Source organism: Chitinophaga agrisoli, assembly GCF_008386695.1.
GTDB classification, from domain to species: Bacteria; Bacteroidota; Bacteroidia; order Chitinophagales; family Chitinophagaceae; genus Chitinophaga; species Chitinophaga agrisoli.
The window spans coordinates 146,278-164,088 of record NZ_VUOC01000002.1; the positions used below are offsets into that span (position 1 = coordinate 146,278).

The 17,811-nt window shown below is 49.9% G+C and carries 19 protein-coding genes; 11 read left to right on the forward strand and 8 right to left on the reverse strand.

All coding sequences use genetic code 11. The features are described from left to right. Positions 1-72 precede the first annotated feature (72 nt). Positions 73-963 (reverse strand): hypothetical protein, encoded by an 891-nt coding sequence (locus F0L74_RS08045; RefSeq protein WP_149837356.1) that lies wholly within the window; start codon positions 961-963, stop codon positions 73-75. Positions 964-1,455: 492 nt separating this feature from the next. On the opposite strand from F0L74_RS08045, the gene F0L74_RS08050 reads away from it, so the two are divergent. The 8 genes from F0L74_RS08050 to F0L74_RS08085 all read left to right on the forward strand — a co-directional run bounded on the left by F0L74_RS08050 (position 1,456) and on the right by F0L74_RS08085 (position 7,899). Next, on the forward strand, positions 1,456-1,854 hold the full coding sequence (locus F0L74_RS08050) for a hypothetical protein (RefSeq protein ID WP_149837357.1): 399 nt from the start codon (positions 1,456-1,458) through the stop codon (positions 1,852-1,854). Positions 1,855-1,962: 108 nt separating this feature from the next. After that, positions 1,963-2,541 (forward strand): hypothetical protein, encoded by a 579-nt coding sequence (locus F0L74_RS08055; protein ID WP_213086923.1) that lies wholly within the window; start codon positions 1,963-1,965, stop codon positions 2,539-2,541. Further along, positions 2,538-3,341 carry a sensor histidine kinase gene (locus F0L74_RS08060; protein ID WP_149837359.1) on the forward strand — a complete coding sequence of 268 codons (804 nt, stop codon included), beginning with the start codon at positions 2,538-2,540 and terminating at the stop codon, positions 3,339-3,341. Before F0L74_RS08055 ends, F0L74_RS08060 begins: the two co-directional genes overlap by 4 nt. A 95-nt stretch (positions 3,342-3,436) precedes the next feature. Continuing rightward, entirely contained in the window at positions 3,437-4,111 is a 675-nt protein-coding gene (locus tag F0L74_RS08065; protein WP_149837360.1) for a response regulator transcription factor, read from the forward strand. 40 nt (positions 4,112-4,151) lie between these two features. Further along, complete coding sequence (locus F0L74_RS08070; protein WP_213086924.1) at positions 4,152-5,000, forward strand: DUF2911 domain-containing protein; 849 nt, start codon at positions 4,152-4,154, stop codon at positions 4,998-5,000. 206 nt (positions 5,001-5,206) lie between these two features. After that, entirely contained in the window at positions 5,207-7,336 is a 2,130-nt protein-coding gene (locus tag F0L74_RS08075; RefSeq protein ID WP_149837361.1) for a hypothetical protein, read from the forward strand. A 12-nt stretch (positions 7,337-7,348) separates the two neighbouring features. Continuing rightward, the gene (locus tag F0L74_RS08080) at positions 7,349-7,639 is read left to right on the forward strand and encodes a DUF1360 domain-containing protein (RefSeq protein ID WP_149837362.1); all 291 of its coding nucleotides are present in this window, start codon (positions 7,349-7,351) and stop codon (positions 7,637-7,639) included. Positions 7,640-7,650: 11 nt separating this feature from the next. After that, positions 7,651-7,899 (forward strand): hypothetical protein, encoded by a 249-nt coding sequence (locus F0L74_RS08085; protein WP_149837363.1) that lies wholly within the window; start codon positions 7,651-7,653, stop codon positions 7,897-7,899. A gap of 4 nt (positions 7,900-7,903) precedes the next feature. Here the strand turns inward: F0L74_RS08085 and F0L74_RS08090 are convergent, their stop codons facing one another. From F0L74_RS08090 to pyrR, 6 genes are all read right to left on the reverse strand, one after another. Then, complete coding sequence (locus F0L74_RS08090; protein WP_149837364.1) at positions 7,904-9,592, reverse strand: sodium:solute symporter family protein; 1,689 nt, start codon at positions 9,590-9,592, stop codon at positions 7,904-7,906. A 146-nt stretch (positions 9,593-9,738) separates the two neighbouring features. After that, entirely contained in the window at positions 9,739-9,900 is a 162-nt protein-coding gene (locus F0L74_RS33225; RefSeq protein ID WP_188315913.1) for a hypothetical protein, read from the reverse strand. 12 nt (positions 9,901-9,912) lie between these two features. Continuing rightward, positions 9,913-12,387, reverse strand: a complete 2,475-nt coding sequence (locus F0L74_RS08095; protein ID WP_149837365.1) for a PIG-L family deacetylase — start codon at positions 12,385-12,387, stop codon at positions 9,913-9,915. Positions 12,388-12,489: 102 nt separating this feature from the next. After that, positions 12,490-12,819 (reverse strand): DMT family protein, encoded by a 330-nt coding sequence (locus F0L74_RS08100; protein ID WP_149837366.1) that lies wholly within the window; start codon positions 12,817-12,819, stop codon positions 12,490-12,492. A gap of 12 nt (positions 12,820-12,831) precedes the next feature. After that, positions 12,832-13,764: an aspartate carbamoyltransferase catalytic subunit gene (locus F0L74_RS08105; RefSeq protein ID WP_149837367.1), complete on the reverse strand. Its 933-nt coding sequence runs from the start codon at positions 13,762-13,764 to the stop codon at positions 12,832-12,834. Positions 13,765-13,815: 51 nt separating this feature from the next. Further along, positions 13,816-14,346, reverse strand: coding sequence for a bifunctional pyr operon transcriptional regulator/uracil phosphoribosyltransferase PyrR (pyrR, locus tag F0L74_RS08110; protein WP_149837368.1), 531 nt, complete (start codon positions 14,344-14,346; stop codon positions 13,816-13,818). Positions 14,347-14,523: 177 nt separating this feature from the next. Between pyrR and F0L74_RS08115 the strand changes: the two genes are divergently transcribed. The 3 genes from F0L74_RS08115 to F0L74_RS08125 all read left to right on the forward strand — a co-directional run bounded on the left by F0L74_RS08115 (position 14,524) and on the right by F0L74_RS08125 (position 16,480). After that, entirely contained in the window at positions 14,524-15,165 is a 642-nt protein-coding gene (locus tag F0L74_RS08115; protein ID WP_149837369.1) for an outer membrane beta-barrel protein, read from the forward strand. A gap of 36 nt (positions 15,166-15,201) precedes the next feature. Beyond that, complete coding sequence (locus F0L74_RS08120; protein WP_149837370.1) at positions 15,202-15,816, forward strand: outer membrane beta-barrel protein; 615 nt, start codon at positions 15,202-15,204, stop codon at positions 15,814-15,816. Positions 15,817-15,955: 139 nt separating this feature from the next. Beyond that, complete coding sequence (locus F0L74_RS08125) at positions 15,956-16,480, forward strand: peroxiredoxin (protein WP_246197658.1); 525 nt, start codon at positions 15,956-15,958, stop codon at positions 16,478-16,480. Positions 16,481-16,546: 66 nt separating this feature from the next. On the opposite strand, the gene metK is transcribed toward F0L74_RS08125, so the two are convergent. Beyond that, entirely contained in the window at positions 16,547-17,800 is a 1,254-nt protein-coding gene (metK, locus tag F0L74_RS08130) for a methionine adenosyltransferase (RefSeq protein WP_149837371.1), read from the reverse strand. Positions 17,801-17,811 lie beyond the last annotated feature (11 nt).

The window sequence follows — 17,811 nt, forward strand, 5'->3', positions numbered from 1 at the left end:
CCGAAACTGGCTGAGGGGATAGCTGTTGTATTCACATTGGGGCTCTCAAACTAAGATGACTCCTAACTAAAACTAGAATGGCGCTGATAACTGAAGTTCATTCAGGTATGTTTTACCTTGCGTGCTCACCACCGACCAGCCACCCAGCCATTGGGCCAGATGATTGGCTGTTCTTTTTACAGCAGAAGGCTGTACGGTGATGTTTAGCAAAGTACAGGGAGCAATAGCCCGTCTCTCAGGGTACTGCGCTGTTTGTATGTCCTCTTCCCAAAGCAGCTGGTCGTTCCTGTAGATCTTAAAATATACATCCGGTCCTTTATGGTACTGACCCTGGCGAACCGGCAACAGAACGCCAACTGGCATATCTTTTAGCCCGAAATGCAGCTTATAACGGCCTTGCCCATTCGTATAGGCGGTGCCTAAGAGCTTGCCGCTCTGCGCATTATAGGCTTCTACTTTTAAATGGGGTATACTTACCATGGAGGTATGCTGGCGAACAGCGCCACTGATCACCCAGGTCCCGTAGCTGCCCCGGATCTGGCTCCAGTGTTCCGATGGTATCACATAGGCAAAGGCTGCCACATATTTGTCGCGGCTGCGTTTCCAGTGCGGTACCAGTTTGCTCAGGTGGTACTGTGTGGCGCCCCTGGTACCTGGCGCCCTGCCGGGCATTTCCTCCACGCGCAGGTCCAGTTCCAGCGGCTCTGTGAACAGGTGCAACTGCTCCCAGGTGAGGCGGTAGTCGCCTCTTTCATCAAGCACGGTTTCCGCTAACAAACGTTCTGCCTTCCCGTTCACTTCGTCCGGCGAAAGCTGTTTCAGCGGGCTGAAGAAACCATTACCAGGTAAATTATCCAGGTGATGGTCCTCCGGCAAATAGATCCTCAAGGTCGCCTTGGCCAGCGGTTCAATACAATCATCACAGATCAATGCAGAGATGTTGCCAATTAACAGGTAACTCATAGCGTTAAATTTTTAAAAAAGGGGTTAACGAGCTAAACCTAAAAACCGGCTATTCTGTGGAATAGCCATTTTCTTTACTTTCTCCTTTTCTCTGCATATAATGAAGAAACAAACATGGGTAGAAAGGCCCAGTAAACTTGTAATTTCTTGTGAAAACCCAGGGTATCATCCCTCTAAAGTAAATAACGTGATCGTTTTTGTTTTCCCTGGTTGTTGATGCAAAGTTTGGGAATTCACACACAGTAGTCAAGCGTTAAACTCCCCAAAAAAACGAATGCGTAGTTCTACGCATTTTTGCGGAAAACTACCTAACCCGGGTACCTTGGGTAGCTATACATGGGTAACCAAAAGCCAATGCCATAGCGGAATCCCAGCAATTCTTCCGCACAAATAACACAAAAATGCTATGTATATCTGCGCTTTGAGAAGCCGGATTTTATGATACCTTTACCCACGCTAACTAATCATTCTACTAACTAAAACTATAACCACATGAGTACCACAACAAAAAGAGTCTTTCCTCCGGATGCCGGGGAGTTTATTTCACTAGATCATGCAGATAAGCTGATCAACGCTTTTCACGAAAAAGAAACCAAAAAAGGGAAAAAGGAATTTACCAAGGCTTACTTCTTTGGTAAAGACAAGATCCAGGAATTACTGAATTGTGAGAACAGCGTAGGTATCCGTATCTATTACGGTGCAGACCTCGACGGTGATGGCATCGATGACAAGAAAATGGTGCTGTATGCAGTAGACAAAGACGGTAAGAATATCCCTTACTATCCCCCTGCTCCTAAAACAGCCGGCATAAGCTTTAACCCTGATCCGGAACCCGATGGCGGCGGTAAAGCGCTGGATGGCGGCCTGCAATGCCCGCAATATTGCCCTTGAGCTGGTTTTTAAATAAAGAATGATTCAGTGAATATTATCGAAATTACCTTTTACACTATGACGGGGATCGAATGCTTGCTTTTGATCCCCTTCACTTTAAACTACGGATTGCTGAATAAAACCGGGAGATGGATCTATTTTTACCTCGTTTCCAGTGTTATTTACGCTATTGGATCATTTATCTTCGCGAAATTGTTCCATAATAACCAGTGGTTTTCCAACATCATGCACCTTACCCAGTTTGTAATCCTATCCGTATATTACCATGAAACCATAAAGAACACCATCATCAAACGCCTTATAAAAGTGATATTGCTGCCGGCAGTAGCGCTTTTTTTACTCGACTTCCTTAAATTAGAAGGTGTATTCGCGTTCAATTCCATATTTGCTACCGTGCGTACCCTTATATTAATGATCTGCGGCATCCTGTTCTTTTTTCAGCTCCTCACGGATGAGGACCTGGTAAAAGAGTCCGTGTTTATCAATACATTACCTGATTTCTGGTTCAATGCCGGTCTTTTCGTGTACCTCTGCGGTTACTTCGTATTTTCCCTGGCCTTTAACCTTTTTCTCAGACACCCCCTGGGAAACCTTGATACCGTACAGGCGCTTACATTTATTGCCGGTATTATGGAACTGATCCTGTTTTATATTGGCCTTACGAAAGCTGAAAAACGACCCTCATGAATTTTGTGGAAATTGTCATAATAGGTACCGTTGGTATGCTCTTGCTGGGCATACTGGTAGTAGTATTGGTCATTTTTCAACAAAAACAGGTGATCCAGCACAAACTGGTGCTGCGTGATAAAGACCTGCAGCTGCAACGGGAACGCCTGGTGGCCGTGCTGCAGGGCCAGGAACAGGAACGTAAACGCATTGCAGAAGACCTGCATGACGAAGTAGGCGCCCAGCTTTCCGTACTAAAGCTGAACCTGGGCCAGCTGCAGCAACACCTTAAGACCGGCAACGGCGAGGCTGAACGGCTCAAAGAGACCAAAGAATTCACCGATACCATCATCCAGCACCTCCGTTTTATATCCCAAAGCCTGCATCCCCAGGCCCTGGATAATCTGGGTCTATGCCATGCGCTGGACTCTTTCTGCAGCCTGATGAATAAGAACAAACAGGTGCAGATCTCCTTCAGAAGCGGCAACAACCCCCAGCGCGTAGATCGCGAAAAAGCCCTGAACGTGTACCGCGTAGTACAGGAGCTCATGAATAACATCCTCAAACATGCCCATGCCTCCCAGGTCCTGATCACCTACCATACCACCCCTGCCCTCCTCAGCATCGATGTGGAAGATGACGGCAATGGCAAGCTGCTGGCCGCCTTCGATGCATCCCGCAAAAAAACAGGCAGCCTCGGCCTGAAAAATATCGAAAGCCGCTTGAATATTATCGGCGGAAGTATCAAATTTGTGGAGCGGGCTCCTAAAGGAACAGTGGCGCAGATTAGGGTGGAGCATTATCAACCGGGAGTGGAATAGCCAGCTTGAGATATTAAAATATTGAGAGTTAAACGTTAAGAAAAAAAATCACTTAACTTTACGGCCATTTACACTGTACACAATTATTACTCCCTATGGCGGATCAGATAAAAGTGGCAATTGCAGATGATCATAAGATCTTTCGCAGTGGTGTCATTAATACGCTCACCCCCTACGATAATATCAATGTGCTTTTTGAGGCAGAAGACGGGGAGCACCTGCTCAGGATCATGCAGGAGCAAGTGCCGGACGTAATATTGATGGACCTGAAAATGCCCAATATGGACGGCATCCAGGCTACCATCCAGGTAAAGGAAAAGTACCCGGATATAAAGATCATCATCCTCACCATGTACGAGGATGACAACTTCATTGTACACCTGGTAGAGAACGGGGCCAACGCCTACCTGCTAAAGAACGCAGAGCCGGAAGAGATCTATGAGGCCATTTGCACTACCTATGAAAAAGGGTTCTATTTCAGCGAGAACGTAAACCTGGCCCTGCTCAAAAAAGTGCTGCATAAGAACAAACAGCAATTTAAGCCTACCTTTAAGAATAATAGCGCCAATACAGAACTGCAGCTGAACGACCGCGAAAAGGAAGTGTTGCAGCTGATATGCAACGAGTTCACCACCCAGGAGATCTCCGAAAAGATCTTCCTGAGCCCGCGCACTGTAGAAGGCATCCGCCAGAAGCTGCTGGAAAAGACCAGCGCTAAAAATACGGTAGGGCTGGTGATCTATGCTTTCCGTAACGGGCTGATAGAATAGCGTTTCTACCTTTTCCTTTGAAATTTAAACCACCACTCATATGAGAAAAATCCGTTTCCATTTTGCTGTAGCAGCATTAGCATTTATGTGCGCTACCCAGGGCGTTAATGCCCAGGGCCTTAAATTACCGGCCCCCAGCCCCGGCGCTACCATTAAACAGGACTTTGCCCTTTCTTCCGTGGAAGTAAATTACTCCCGCCCGGCTGTAAAAGGCAGGAACATCATGGGCGACCTGGTGCCTTATGGTAAAGTATGGAGAACCGGTGCTAACGGCGCTACCACCATCACTTTTGGCGAAGATGTAAAATTTGGCGGCACACCTGTAAAAGCCGGTAAATACGGCCTGCTCACTATCCCCGCACAAAGCGAGTGGACAGTGATCCTCACCAAAGACCTGAATGTAACCAGCCCCGCTGCCTACAAACCGGAAAACGACGTGGTACGCGTAAAAGCATCCGCCATGTCAGATCTGCCCTTCAGCGTGGAAAGTTTTATGATCTCCTTTGACCAGGTGCTGCCTACTTCCATGACCATGATGCTCATCTGGGATAAAACCGTTGTACCGGTAGAGATCACCGCTGATATCGATGGCAAGGTGATGAACCAGATCGACGAAGCTATGAAAGGCGATAAAAAGCCTTACTTCGCTGCTGCCTCTTATTACTATGAGAACGGCAAAGATCTGAAGAAAGCCCAGGAATGGGTGGACGCTGCCGTTAAGGAAAATCCTAAGGCGTTTTACATGGTGCACCTGAAAGCCAAGATCCTGGCAAAAGCCGGCGACAAAGCAGGTGCAAAAGCTGCTGCTCAACAATCCATCGAACTGGCAAAAGAAGCTAAGAACGATGATTATGTAGCGCTGAATAATAAGCTGATAGCCGGCTTATAAGCGATATTATTAGAGGAGGGCCGGCCGGTACATACCAGCCGGCCCTTTTTATTTTAATGCCTTACTCCACCCTCCAGATCAGGTATTTATACGCTTGTCTTCTATATCCGCCGCCCCTTAACTTTGTATACCCCTGAATGATTAAGCACGAGAAGCAATTGTTTGTATAACAGATCTTTTATTACACCCCAAAAATTAACTGCATTATGCCATCTACCCCAAAACTAAAGGCGGCCAGCACTGTAGAAGCGGCCGACCTGCGGAGCAAACAGCAGATCCTGTTGCTCAAAAATCCTAATTATTTTGGTATACAGGACAAAGAAAGCCCGTTCAACCAGCTGTTTAAGCCGGAACTGGAGATCTTGTATAACACCCAGTATGAAGAAGTGACCTGCGTAAGCTACAAGCCTGATGTGCAGCGCCTTAGCGCCATTGTTAAGATCAAACAGGGCGCCGGCTACAATGGCGGCCCGTGTACACCCGGCAGTAAAGAGTACGTAAGGTTTTATGTAAGCTATGACAACGGCGCCTCCTGGGAAGATGAAGGCGTGGTGGACTTTAACATCCACGATTTTGGCTCCGCAGACGATCTCTGTTATGAAGTATTCACCAGTTTTGTCCCCAAGAAACGCAGTTGCTGCGATAAGAAACCCGTGCTGCCCCTGGCCCGCGCCATACTATCCTGGAACCAGGTACCCCCGGCCGGTTCCCCTTTCTGGATTCCCATCTGGGGTAATGTGCTCGACGCGCACATACAGGCCGCTCCCCGCACCGGCATCATTTGCCTGCTGGATGATATCCTGGTAGATGTAGGCGTAAAGCTGGATGAAAAACAGATCGACCTTATAGAGAAAGCCCTGCCCCCGCTGGACTTTGCCGTTACCGCCAAAGAGAACTACTCCCTGGCGGAAATAGCCAAACTATACGGCAAAGACATTGAGCCGCATCGTAAAGGTTTCGGTTTTGTAAGTAATGCCCTGTTCACCAAAGCGGCCATCAGCGTAGAGCAATACCAGGCACTGAAGCAATATGAGCTGAACCTGGATGAGATCATCGCCGCGCTGCAACAGCTGCAGTTTAATACCACCTATGAGGAAGTAACCTGCGTAGGCCTTAACCGTGAATCTGACACCCTGAACGCCGCCATCCATATCAAACGGAATGCAGGCTACTCCGGCAATCTTTGCTCCAAAGGCTCCAAAGAATACCTGGCCTATTATATGGACTTTGGCGGCGGCTGGGTATATATGGGTACTTCTTCCGTTACCGTGCATGATATCCCCCTGCCGGAAGGCGGCCTGTGGTACAATGCGCCCCTGAAGATAGTGCTGGATAAATACCAGAAGGAATGGTGCCAGACCGGCAAAGCCCGCGTACGCGTGATACTGTCCTGGAACCAGCTGCCTCCAGTCGATCCCAACTGGGTAGCGCCCTGGGGCGACCGCGAAGAATGTAACGTAGAGATCAAACCTCTGCCGGACGGCGTAAACCCTGGCCAGCTGAAACCCTTTATTGAGCTGCTGGGCGGTATGCCGGTAGACCTGATCAGCAATGCCACCGGCGAAGCCAATGGCCTGCATACCCTGGGCTTTACTGCCGTAGAAAGCCCGTTTGGCGGCAACACTACCGTGCGTGGCCGCTTCTTTAACCAGAATACACACAGCTTCCGCTACCGCATCCGCGTGATAGAACCCGGACTGGCAGAACATTCCGTAATGAGTAAGGTGTTCATAAAAACAGATACTTTTGGCGTTATCTCCCCGCTTATCACGCTTACCCCGGACGCCAATGGCTGGATGCCTTATCACGCCAACCCGGCTTCCAATACATTTATCGTAGACGATCTGTTTGGCGCCTTTGTGCCTTCGCAGAATGGCCTGCACTATATCCGTATTGAGCTGGAGGATCTTACCCTGGGCGGCGTATTCTATAGCAGCCAGTGGGTAACCTTCCGTGCAGATGTAAACGCCCCGGATGTGGATGTGACCATTACCACCGGCGGTGGCGATTGCGGCGATTTCCCGCCGGGCACCAGCATTTCCGGCACCTATCATATGCTGGATAGTGATAGTAAGGCCATGAGCCTGATGATCACCCCTGCGGCAGCCGGTACCTCCTTTACCATAGACGGGTTGCCCACGGCCTCCCTGGCTTATGACAGCGTGGTGTTCCCATTGCCCAATGCCGGCAAGTCTGGCACATGGACACTGGCCACCTCCGCCACCACCCCGCCATGCGGCTATAATATCTGGATCACCGGAACAGACAGGACCATTGTAGGCAGCAGCCAGTACGGCTACATCAGCCAAATGCCAAAAGGCTTCTGTTTAGGATAAGTACAAAAGCTTATGCATAACTACGCTTTCATATTATGTATACTGGCCACCTGGCGCATTACCCATCTCTTGCAGGCGGAAGACGGTCCCTTTGACCTTGTCTTCCACCTGCGTAAAACAGCAGGAGCAGGTTTCTTCGGAGACCTGCTCGACTGTTTTTATTGCCTCAGCATATGGATAGCCCTGCCTTTTGCGCTATGGCTGGGCCTTAGCTGGCAGGAAAAACTATTGCTGTGGCCCGCCCTTTCCGGCGCGGCCATTCTGCTGGAGCGATTAACGGCAAAAAGAATGGACAATCACTAAAAACTAAACGTATGTGTTGCGGAAAAAAAAGGGCCTTACTGGCTTCACAAACAACGGGCATGGCCCAACGGAGTAATGCTGAAACAATGGAAACGGATGTACTGGCCTTCCGGTACACCGGCAATACCGCCCTTACCACGGTAGGCAGCGCCACCGGCAGGGTATACCGCTTCCCGGTAAAAGGCGCCGTGCAGCTGGTGCACAGCACAGATGCGGTAAGCCTGTACGAAGTGCCGAACCTGGTACTGATCGCAGATTAACGGCTCATGCCCGCTTGCGGCAGAACAGGTGTATCACCAACGCCAACACCACTACGATGATACAGCCTATGGCATTCAGCCACAGGAAGGAGACTACATTCCATTTATAGATGGTGATCACCAGCACCTCTCCTATAATAGCGGCCCAGAAAGTAGCCGTGCCATTCACTGCTTTGATATAGAAAGCGATCATGAAAATACCAAGTATCACTCCATAAAACAGGGACCCTAATACATTCACGGCTTCTATCAGGCTGCCCAGCTCACTGGCAAACTGCGCCACCACTATGCAGAAAATGCCCCAGATCAGGGTCCACCAACGGGATATGCGCAGGTAATGCTCTTCCGAATCTTCTTTATTCACCAGCCGTTTATAGATGTCCACTACGGTGGTGGATGCCAGCGAGTTCAATGCCGCCGCCACGCTGCCCCAGGAGGCCAGGAAGATAATAGCGATCAACAGTCCTACCAGCCCTTTAGGCAGGTTATGCACCACAAAATGCAGGAAGATATAGTTGGTATCATTATCGTCCGCCGCGGGATCCGCTTCCTTGATCACTTTCACCGCCTGTGCCCGCACGCCATTGGCCGTAGCCTCCGTGGTTTGCAGCGCCGTTTGCGCCTGGCGTACCGCCCCCTCATCTTTGGCGGCCAACGCATCAGCCAGGGTCTTTACCTGTGTTTGTTTGGTGGCAGACAACTGGTCATATTGCTGCTCCAACGCCCTTAAAGCAGGCCCCTGCTCTGTTTTGTGCACCTTATTCAACTGCGCCTCATTAAAGAAGATGGGTGAACGGAAATACAGGTAAAACACAAATACCAGCGCTCCTATCAGCAGGATCAGGAACTGCATGGGCACCTTTACCAGGCCATTCATCAACAGTCCCAGGCGGCTTTCTGTAACGGAGCGCGCCGTAAGATAACGCCCCACCTGCGACTGGTCTGTACCAAAATAGGACAAGGCCAGGAAAAAGCCCCCTATCAAACCGCTCCAGATATTATACCGGTCCTTCCAGTCAAAGCTGGTCACGATCACATTTAGCCGGTCCATCTTACCTGCTACATGCAGCGCATCGCTAAAACCTATGTTATCAGGCAACAGGTGCACCACCATCCAACCGGCCAGGAACATGCCCGTAAACACCACCGCCAACTGCAGGGTTTGCGTATAGCTAACCGCTTTGGTACCGCCGGACATGGTATAGATGATCAGCAAGCCGCCCATCACCACATTGGTCCAGTAAATATTCCAGCCCAGCAGGCTGCTGAGGATAATAGATGGCGCATAGATGCTGATACCCGTAGAAAGGCCGCGCTGTACCAGGAACAGTGCAGAGGTAAGGGTGCGGGTCTTCAGGTCAAACCGCTGTTCCAGGAACTCGTAGGCAGTAAACACCTTTAGCTTGTGAAAGATGGGCACAAAAGTGATGCACAGCACCACCATGGCCAGCGGCAGCCCAAAATAATATTGTACAAACCGCATCCCGTCCGTATAGGCCTGGCCGGGGGCGGAAATAAACGTAATAGCGCTGGCCTGTGTGCCAATGATAGACAGCAGCACAACGAACCAGGGCATTGACTGATTGCCCAGGAAATAGCCGTCTATATTCTGCTGGCCGCGGCTTCTCCATATGCCATACAGGATAATTACGGTTAAGGTGATGGATAATACGATCCAATCCAGGACACTCATGAGAATGTTTTGGTGAATAAATAAAATAAGATGATCAGCACGGCCAGAAAGCCAATTACAAACAGGTACCACATCCACCACGCAGGGAAGAGCGGCGGCTTTTCATTTTGCATAAGCCGGAATTACAGGATTCAAATGTTCATTATCTATCGCCTTCTTATCATAGAACCGCCCAGCAGCCCCAGGCCCAATCCTATCAGCAGGCCTATCTGCACCCGCTTGATAGCGATGCCGATGATCAGCCCTATCGCTATACACAGGCCGGCTGCAATATTTAACCGGTCACGTTTAGGTTCTTGTTTACTCATAATGCTACCCTACTATTGCTGCTTCGAAATTAGGTTCACAAATAAGCGGTAAGCGCCCGGCACGCCGGCCGGCAACTGCCGGAAAAAGGCCAGTGAGGTATACACATACCGCCCCTTGCCGTAGTCCGCTACCAGGGTGCTGCCATCCAGGGGCCGTTCTCCCTTGTCGTTCATGCTGAACAGTTTCTGGTAGGCTTTATCCGCATCTACCGTAAAATACAATCCCCTTTCCTGTACCCATCCGTCAAAATCTTCCGGGGTAATGGTATTGGGATAATGCATCACGGAATTATCCGGTTGCAGCCAGGTTATTTTCGCGTGCTCATCCGTTACCCGGTCTCCGCGGGAAAGGCTGAACGGATAAGGGCCCAGCTGGCTGGTCACCAGCGGCGCGTTGGTATTGTACTGTACCAGTAAGGTGCCGCCGTTCTTCACATAATCCATCAGGCGGGGTTGCCAGTATTTCAGGCGCTCATTGGTATTATAAGCACGTACCCCCATGATGATGGCATCGTATTGCTGCAGACGGCCGCCCATAATATCTTTTTCATCCAGGGCGGTAACGTCATATCCTACCTGCCGCAATGAGGCAGCTACCAAATCGCCGGCGCCTGCTATATAACCCAGCCGGTTGCCGTTATGCTGCAGGTGTACCCTTACCAGGCGGGCGGCCGCCAGCGGAAACAGGGTAATAGGCGGTATATGATCGTAGTGGATGGTTTGCAGGCTTTGCGTATACACTTTGCCGTTAACACTGGCGGCTACCGTAAACGTATCTACGCGGTTGGTACCGTTGATCTCAGTAGGCGTTATCTGGAACTGCAGCTCCATTTCATCCCCCTTACGGTTAAGATTGAATGGCTGACTGGCCGGCGTGGCGGCAAAACCTGCCGGCAGCTGCAGTTTAATATCGCCAGCGGAATTATCTGCCATGGTCTTCAGCTTCACGGTTACCGGCTGCGCCTTTTTCTCTGTAAAGATGAATACCTGGTTGGCCAGGTTGGCTACTACCGGCGGCGCTATCACCAGCGGGTCATACAGCTCTCCTCTTACGGGATCTGTATGTTTATATTGCAGCGGGCGTACTACGTCAAAGGTCTGGCCGCCTATCTCCAGGCGTACAGTGGCCTGTATGGCGGGTATGTTTTCCGGGCGGCCTACCAGCTGCTGGTCCTGTATAATATACATGCCAACCGGGTGCTGGGCGGCCAGCCAGTAGGGCTGCGATAAGCTTTCATTGGCAGGTACTGTCAATGCCTGCGGGAAACTCATTAGCTGGTCATATTCCAGCGGCTGGTTCACTGTGCTATCCTTATCCAGTACACGGATGTTTTGCAAACGTACCGGTACATGGCTGTTATTGATGATCTGTAAATTGGCTTGCATAGGCTGGCCGGGCACTACCACCGGCGAGGCGCTATAGGCCTCTACCCACAGGCCGGCGCAGGCCAGCACCAGCTGGTCCACTTCTTTGGCCTTCTGGGTTTTCCAGTAACCATCCGGCAATGCGTTGATGGCTTTGCGGATGGTCAGTAAAGCAGGTATGGAGGCGGAAGGATCTTCCAGGTTATAAGCAGCTAAGGCCTTGTTTACCAGGTCGCCAATGGCTTTGCCGCCAGGCACCCTTTCCCAGGAAGTGTTAACGCCGTCCATCAGGCTTTGCTTAGGCGCATCGCCCGCTATGGTAGTAAAGTATTCCAGGGAGCTGCCACGGCTGGCGGCTACGCCAAAACCCTGGCTTTTGTGCTGGGAGCGGCTTTCTGCGGCTATCTCCCCATATCCACGGCCCAGCAGCACGTTAAACGCGCCTACGTCTATTTTATATTGGTCCGGAGAGGTGGTGTTCACATTGCCAAAGCTGAAGGTATTCCACAACAGGCGTTTGGCCTGCCAGGGTTGTACATATTTCAGCTGCTCAGGGAAACGTTTAGGATCGGCGGCGGCGGCAAAAGCCTCTGCTGCCAGCATGGCGGATGCCGTATGGTGGCCATGCCCGGCGCGGCTGTCTGCCGGGAAACGGGCAACGATCACGTCCGGTTTAAAATTACGGATTACCCAAACGGCATCGCCGAGGATCTTTTCCCGGTCCCAAATGGTAAAGGTCTCCTGCGGGTTCTTGGAAAAGCCAAAGTCCTGCGCCCGGGTAAAGAACTGCTCCGCCCCGTCTATACGGCGGGCGGCCAGCAATTCCTGGGTACGGATCAGGCCCAGCAGCTCTCCCTGCTCATTACCTACCAGGTTCTGTCCGCCATCGCCCCGGGTAAGGGAAAGATAACCGGTACGGTATAACTTTTCCTTTGCCAGGTATCCCAGCAGGCGGGTATTTTCATCATCCGGATGAGCAGCCATGTATAAGATGCTGCCCAGCGTATCCAGTTTCTTTAATTGCAATTTTATGTCTGCGGCATTCCATGCGGGCGATGGTTGCGCCCATAGCTGCAGCTGAGCGAGTAATATGGCCAATGTGAAGCTGATCCTTACAAACATGTTGTTGTGTCGTGGTTTACAGATCATCAAAAATAAGAATAATAAGATAGGGCAGATAGAAAAAAGGAGGAGTGGGAAAAACGTAAAATAAGAGGCAAAATGTTATTTCTTAAACATAAAATACACGGCGGCCAGTATAAATGCAAAAGATACGAGGTAATTCCAGCGTAAAGGCTCCTTCAGGTAAAAAATGGCAAACAGGCAGAATACGCTGAGGGTTATCACCTCCTGGATGGTCTTTAGCTGGAAACCGCTAAGCCCATCCTGCGCGCCCAGCCGGTTGGCCGGGACCATAAAACAGTATTCAAAAAAAGCAATGCCCCAGCTGATGAGGATCACCTTCCACAGGGCAAGGTCCTGGTGCTTCAGGTGGCCATACCAGGCAAAGGTCATAAAGGTGTTGGAGACGATAAGCAGCAGGATGGTGCGCATAAAACCTTTTTCCTATTGTTGTTCACGTTTGCCCGCCAGCAGGTATAATACCGCCATACGGATGGCCACCCCGTTCTCTACCTGGTCCAGGATAATGGACTGGCCGGAGTCTGCCACATCAGAGCTCAGCTCCACCCCACGGTTAATGGGGCCGGGGTGCATGATCACGATGTCTTTTTGCAGGCTGTCCAGCAAGCGGCGGTTTACGCCGTATACCAGGGAGTATTCCCGCAGGGAGGAGAATAAAGGCGTATTCTGCCGTTCCAGCTGTATGCGCAGCACGTTGGCCACATCGCACCAGGCCAGTGCCTCGCGGATGTTATAGGTAACGTTTACGCCCAGGGCGGTAGCCATATATTTGGGTATCAGCGTAGGCGGACCCACTACGGTCACCTCCGCGCCCAGTTTTTTGAGACAGTAGATATTGGACAGGGCCACGCGGGAGTGCATGATATCTCCGCAGATAGCCACTTTTTTGCCTTGTACATCACCCAGCTTCTCGCGGATGGAGAAAGCGTCCAGCAAGGCCTGCGTGGGATGTTCGTTAATGCCGTCGCCGGCGTTGACGATAGGCGCCTGTATGTGTTTGGAAAGGAAGTGCGGAGCGCCGCTGGCAGAGTGCCGCATGACCACCATATCCACCTTCATGGACAAGATGTTGTTAACGGTATCTATCAGTGTTTCTCCTTTGGAAACCGAGGAGCCGGAAGCGGAGAAGTTCACCACATCCGCGCCCAGGCGTTTTTCCGCCAGCTCAAAAGAGATACGGGTGCGGGTAGAGTTCTCAAAGAATACATTCACGATGGTAGTATCCCGCAATGTTGGAACCTTCTTAATGGGTCTTTGCAATACTTCCTTAAACTGGTCTGCTGTTTGAAAAACGAGCTCTATATCCTGACGTTCCAGATCGCGTATGCCGAGTAGATGTTTTACTGAGAGTGACATTCTAAGGTGCAAATATACAGGTGAAAATTAAAATCCGAAGCCGGATTTTTGCTATTCCAGGATGATCACTTCGTCCTTACCGTCCCGTTCCTGCCATAACACCCGTACCTTTTCACTGATAATGGCGTCTACAGTACGGCCGGTATAGTCCGGCTGGATGGGCAGTTGCCGCGTAAAACGGCGGTCTACCAGCACCAGCAGCTCCACGGCGGCAGGCCGGCCAAAGTCCAGCATGGCGTCTAGCGCAGAGCGGATGGTACGGCCGGTATACAGCACATCGTCTATCAATACCACCCGTTTGTTTTCAATGGAAAAATTGATATCCGTTTCATTGGGTACATGCAGTTCCGTGCCCTTGTTAAAGTCATCGCGGTAAAACGTGATATCCAGCTTACCGTAATGGATAGGCGTGCCGGGTAGTAGTTTTTTCAGGGTTTGATGGATGCGGTCAGACAGGTAAATGCCCCGGGGCTGTAGCCCTATCAGCACCGTATGCTCAAATTGAAGATGATTTTCTATCAGTTGGTGGCAAAGCCTGTCAATGGTAATGGCCAGTTGCGTACCATTCAGTATGGTCTTCATCTGTAAAGATTAAAGGTCCAAAAGTAATGATTAATGTGCATACTATCCCCCCACAATCATATCCTTATCCGCTAACAAACTTTAACATTGTTATATAACATTCCTTAACAATATATTTTGTTTTTACTGTTTAGATTGCTGCCGTCAATTTACTTATTCAACTAAACCAGTTAAATTATGCAGAGAATTTTATCGATCCTTTGTATCGGATCCCTCATGTTATTAACCCACCCCAAAGCCAATGCCCAGGAGCAGTTACCAGAAAAAAAGAACCTCATTGGGGCCGGCCTTTCATTCAGCTCAGGAAAATCCGATGTGCCCACGGGCAGTACTTTTGATGGCAAGTACTTCAGCATTAATACCACTATCACTTACGCCCATTATCTTCGAAAGAATCTGGCACTGGGTGTTATTGTCTCCTATTCACACGCAAAGGATGGAATTTTTGATTATCCCACCAATGTATATGTAACAAAGAAATCAAATGCCGGTTATTTTGCGCCGTTTGTACGCCTGGATATTCCTCTCTGGCAAAGCCGGTTCTCTATTTTCAACGACCTGGGCATAAGCGGTTCTTATACAAAGAACAGGACCGAATATCTTACCGGTGATGTAAAAGAGGACTCCTGGGGCCTGGGGGCGTTTTACAGACCAGGGCTCATGTTCCGCCTAAAAAGCAATATTTCCCTCCAGCTGGCATATGGCCAACTGCTTTCCTACAACTATCTGCATAACCCGGGCTACAGTTCGCACTCATTCAGCCTGGTTAACGGCGATAACCTGGGTGATCTGCAGTTTGGCGTAAACTTCCTGTTTTAGGCCCTCCCATTTTTCTTACACTAAACTGATTAAACTATGCAGAGATTGCTATCAGTCTTTTGTATTGGATGCCTCTTGTTGTTTACCCATTTTACAGCCAGCGCCCAGGAGCAGTTACCTGACAAACGCAACCTCATCGGGGCCGGCCTTTCATTCAGCTCCAGTACAGCCATCTACGATGGAAGAACGAATAACCTTACCACAAGCATTAGGTATGCTCATTATCTCAGAAAAAATCTGGCACTGGGCGCCGCCATCAGTTCGGGGCGCTACAGCTTCGACGCTTTTGATTACGCCGTTAATGACTACGAAACCCTCAAATCCAACGCTTATTACTTTTCGCCGTTTGTACGCTTCGATATGCCCTTATGGCAAAACCGGTTGCTCATTTTTAATGAGCTTGGCGTAAGTGGCAACTATCTGGAAACAGCACACCACTATCCCAGTTCCGAAGACACCCATTATAGCTGGGGCTTGGGCGCTTATTACAGCCCGGGACTGATGTACCGGCTCAAAAGTAATATTGCATTCCAGGTATCCTATGGATTGGTGTCCTACGGCTACTCCGGCACATACAAATCACATTCAGTCGATGTTGTAAGCACGCGCAAATTAAAAGATCTGGCCTTTGGCGTGAACTTCCTGTTCTAACCCTTCCATACAGGGCCGTCCTGGTTATCCGGGATGGCCCTATTTTTTTAAATATCCCCCCGGCAGCAGCAACCGTCGCCCTTTATACTTCGTATTCAATTATGTCTGACCTTTATACCAGACAATAAACCCTCATACAATGATAAAACGGAACATGTTGAACGCCCTGGCGGCGTCACTGCTGCTATTGTTGGTAAGCTGCAGTTCAGAAGCACAGGTAAAAGTTGGCAGCAAAGTGCCTGAATTTCAATTGAAAGACCAGGATGGTAAGTTATTTGACGTTAGCACCGTGCTGGGCAAGCAGCCCCTGGTCATCTATTTCTATCCAAAAGATGAAACCAACATCTGCACGAAAGAGGCCTGCTCCTTCCGGGATGCATTTGCGGAGTTTGGCGAATACGGCGCCAAAGTGATCGGCATCAGCAGCGATAATGTTGCCTCCCATCAGGAGTTTGCACAACACCATCAGCTTCCCTTCACCCTGCTGGCGGATACTGCCAACCAGGTTAGGCAATTATTTGGCGTACCCAAGGCAATGATGTTCCCGGGACGGGTAACCTATGTGGTGGATAAGCAGGGCGTGGTAGTGCACCAGTTCAATTCTATAAGAGAGGCGGAGAAACATGTGTCAGAAGCGCTGACCGCCCTGAAGACGATGAAGTGATATGAATGGAAATGGGCTGATGACCGTAAAGGTCATCAGCCCATTAATATATTACGCATCAACCTATTACAGGCCAAATGCTTTCTTAACCTGGTCTACATGATCCAGCTTTTCCCAGGTGAACAGTTCTACTTCTACTTTCTTCTCTGTCTTTTTTCCTTTGTTGAACACCTTGGTAATTACCTGGCTCTCACGGCCCATGTGCCCGTAAGCAGCAGTTTCGCTATAGATAGGATTGCGCAGTTTCAACCTTTGCTCAATGGAGTAAGGGCGCATATCGAAGATCTCTTCTACTTTGCGGGCAATATCGCCATCTGTCATCTTCACATTGGCAGTGCCGTAGGTGTTGATGTACAGACCGCAGGGCTTAGCCACGCCAATAGCGTAGGATACCTGTACCAGCACCTCATCGCACAAACCGGCAGCTACCAGGTTCTTGGCAATGTGACGGGTAGCATAGGCAGCGGAACGGTCTACCTTGGAAGGATCTTTACCGGAGAAAGCACCGCCACCGTGTGCGCCTTTACCACCATAGGTATCTACGATGATCTTACGGCCGGTTAAACCGGTATCGCCGTGGGGACCGCCAATAACGAACTTGCCGGTAGGGTTGATATGATAAGTGATCTTATCATTGAACAGTGACTGCAGTTCGGGTTTCAGCTGGGCCTTTACGCGGGGCACTACGATGTTGATGATGTCCGCTTTGATCTTAGCCAGCATCTGCTCGTCCTTGTCAAAATCATCGTGCTGGGTAGATACTACGATAGTGTCTATACGAACGGGTTTGTTATCGTCTGAATATTCGATGGTTACCTGTGATTTCGCATCGGGGCGCAGGTAAGTGATATCTTTATTTTCACGGCGTACGGCAGCCAGTTCCAGCAGCAGTTTGTGCGCCAGATCCAGTGCCAGGGGCATATAGTTATCCGTTTCGCGGCTGGCATAACCAAACATCATACCCTGGTCGCCGGCGCCCTGCTCTTCGGGCGATTTGCGCTCTACTCCCTGGTTAATGTCAGGAGACTGTTCGTGGATGGCAGACAGGATACCGCAGCTGTTTGCTTCAAACATATATTCACTCTTGGTATATCCTATCTTACGGATCACTTCACGGGCAATATCCTGCACGTCCAGGTAGGCCTCAGACTTCACCTCGCCTGCCAGCACCACCTGTCCGGTAGTTACCAGGGTCTCACAGGCAACCTTTGACTTTGCATCATATGCAAGAAAATGATCTATCAGCGCATCGGAGATTTGATCGGCTACTTTATCCGGATGTCCTTCAGAAACAGACTCTGACGTAAATAAATAAGGCATAAAACGCTTTC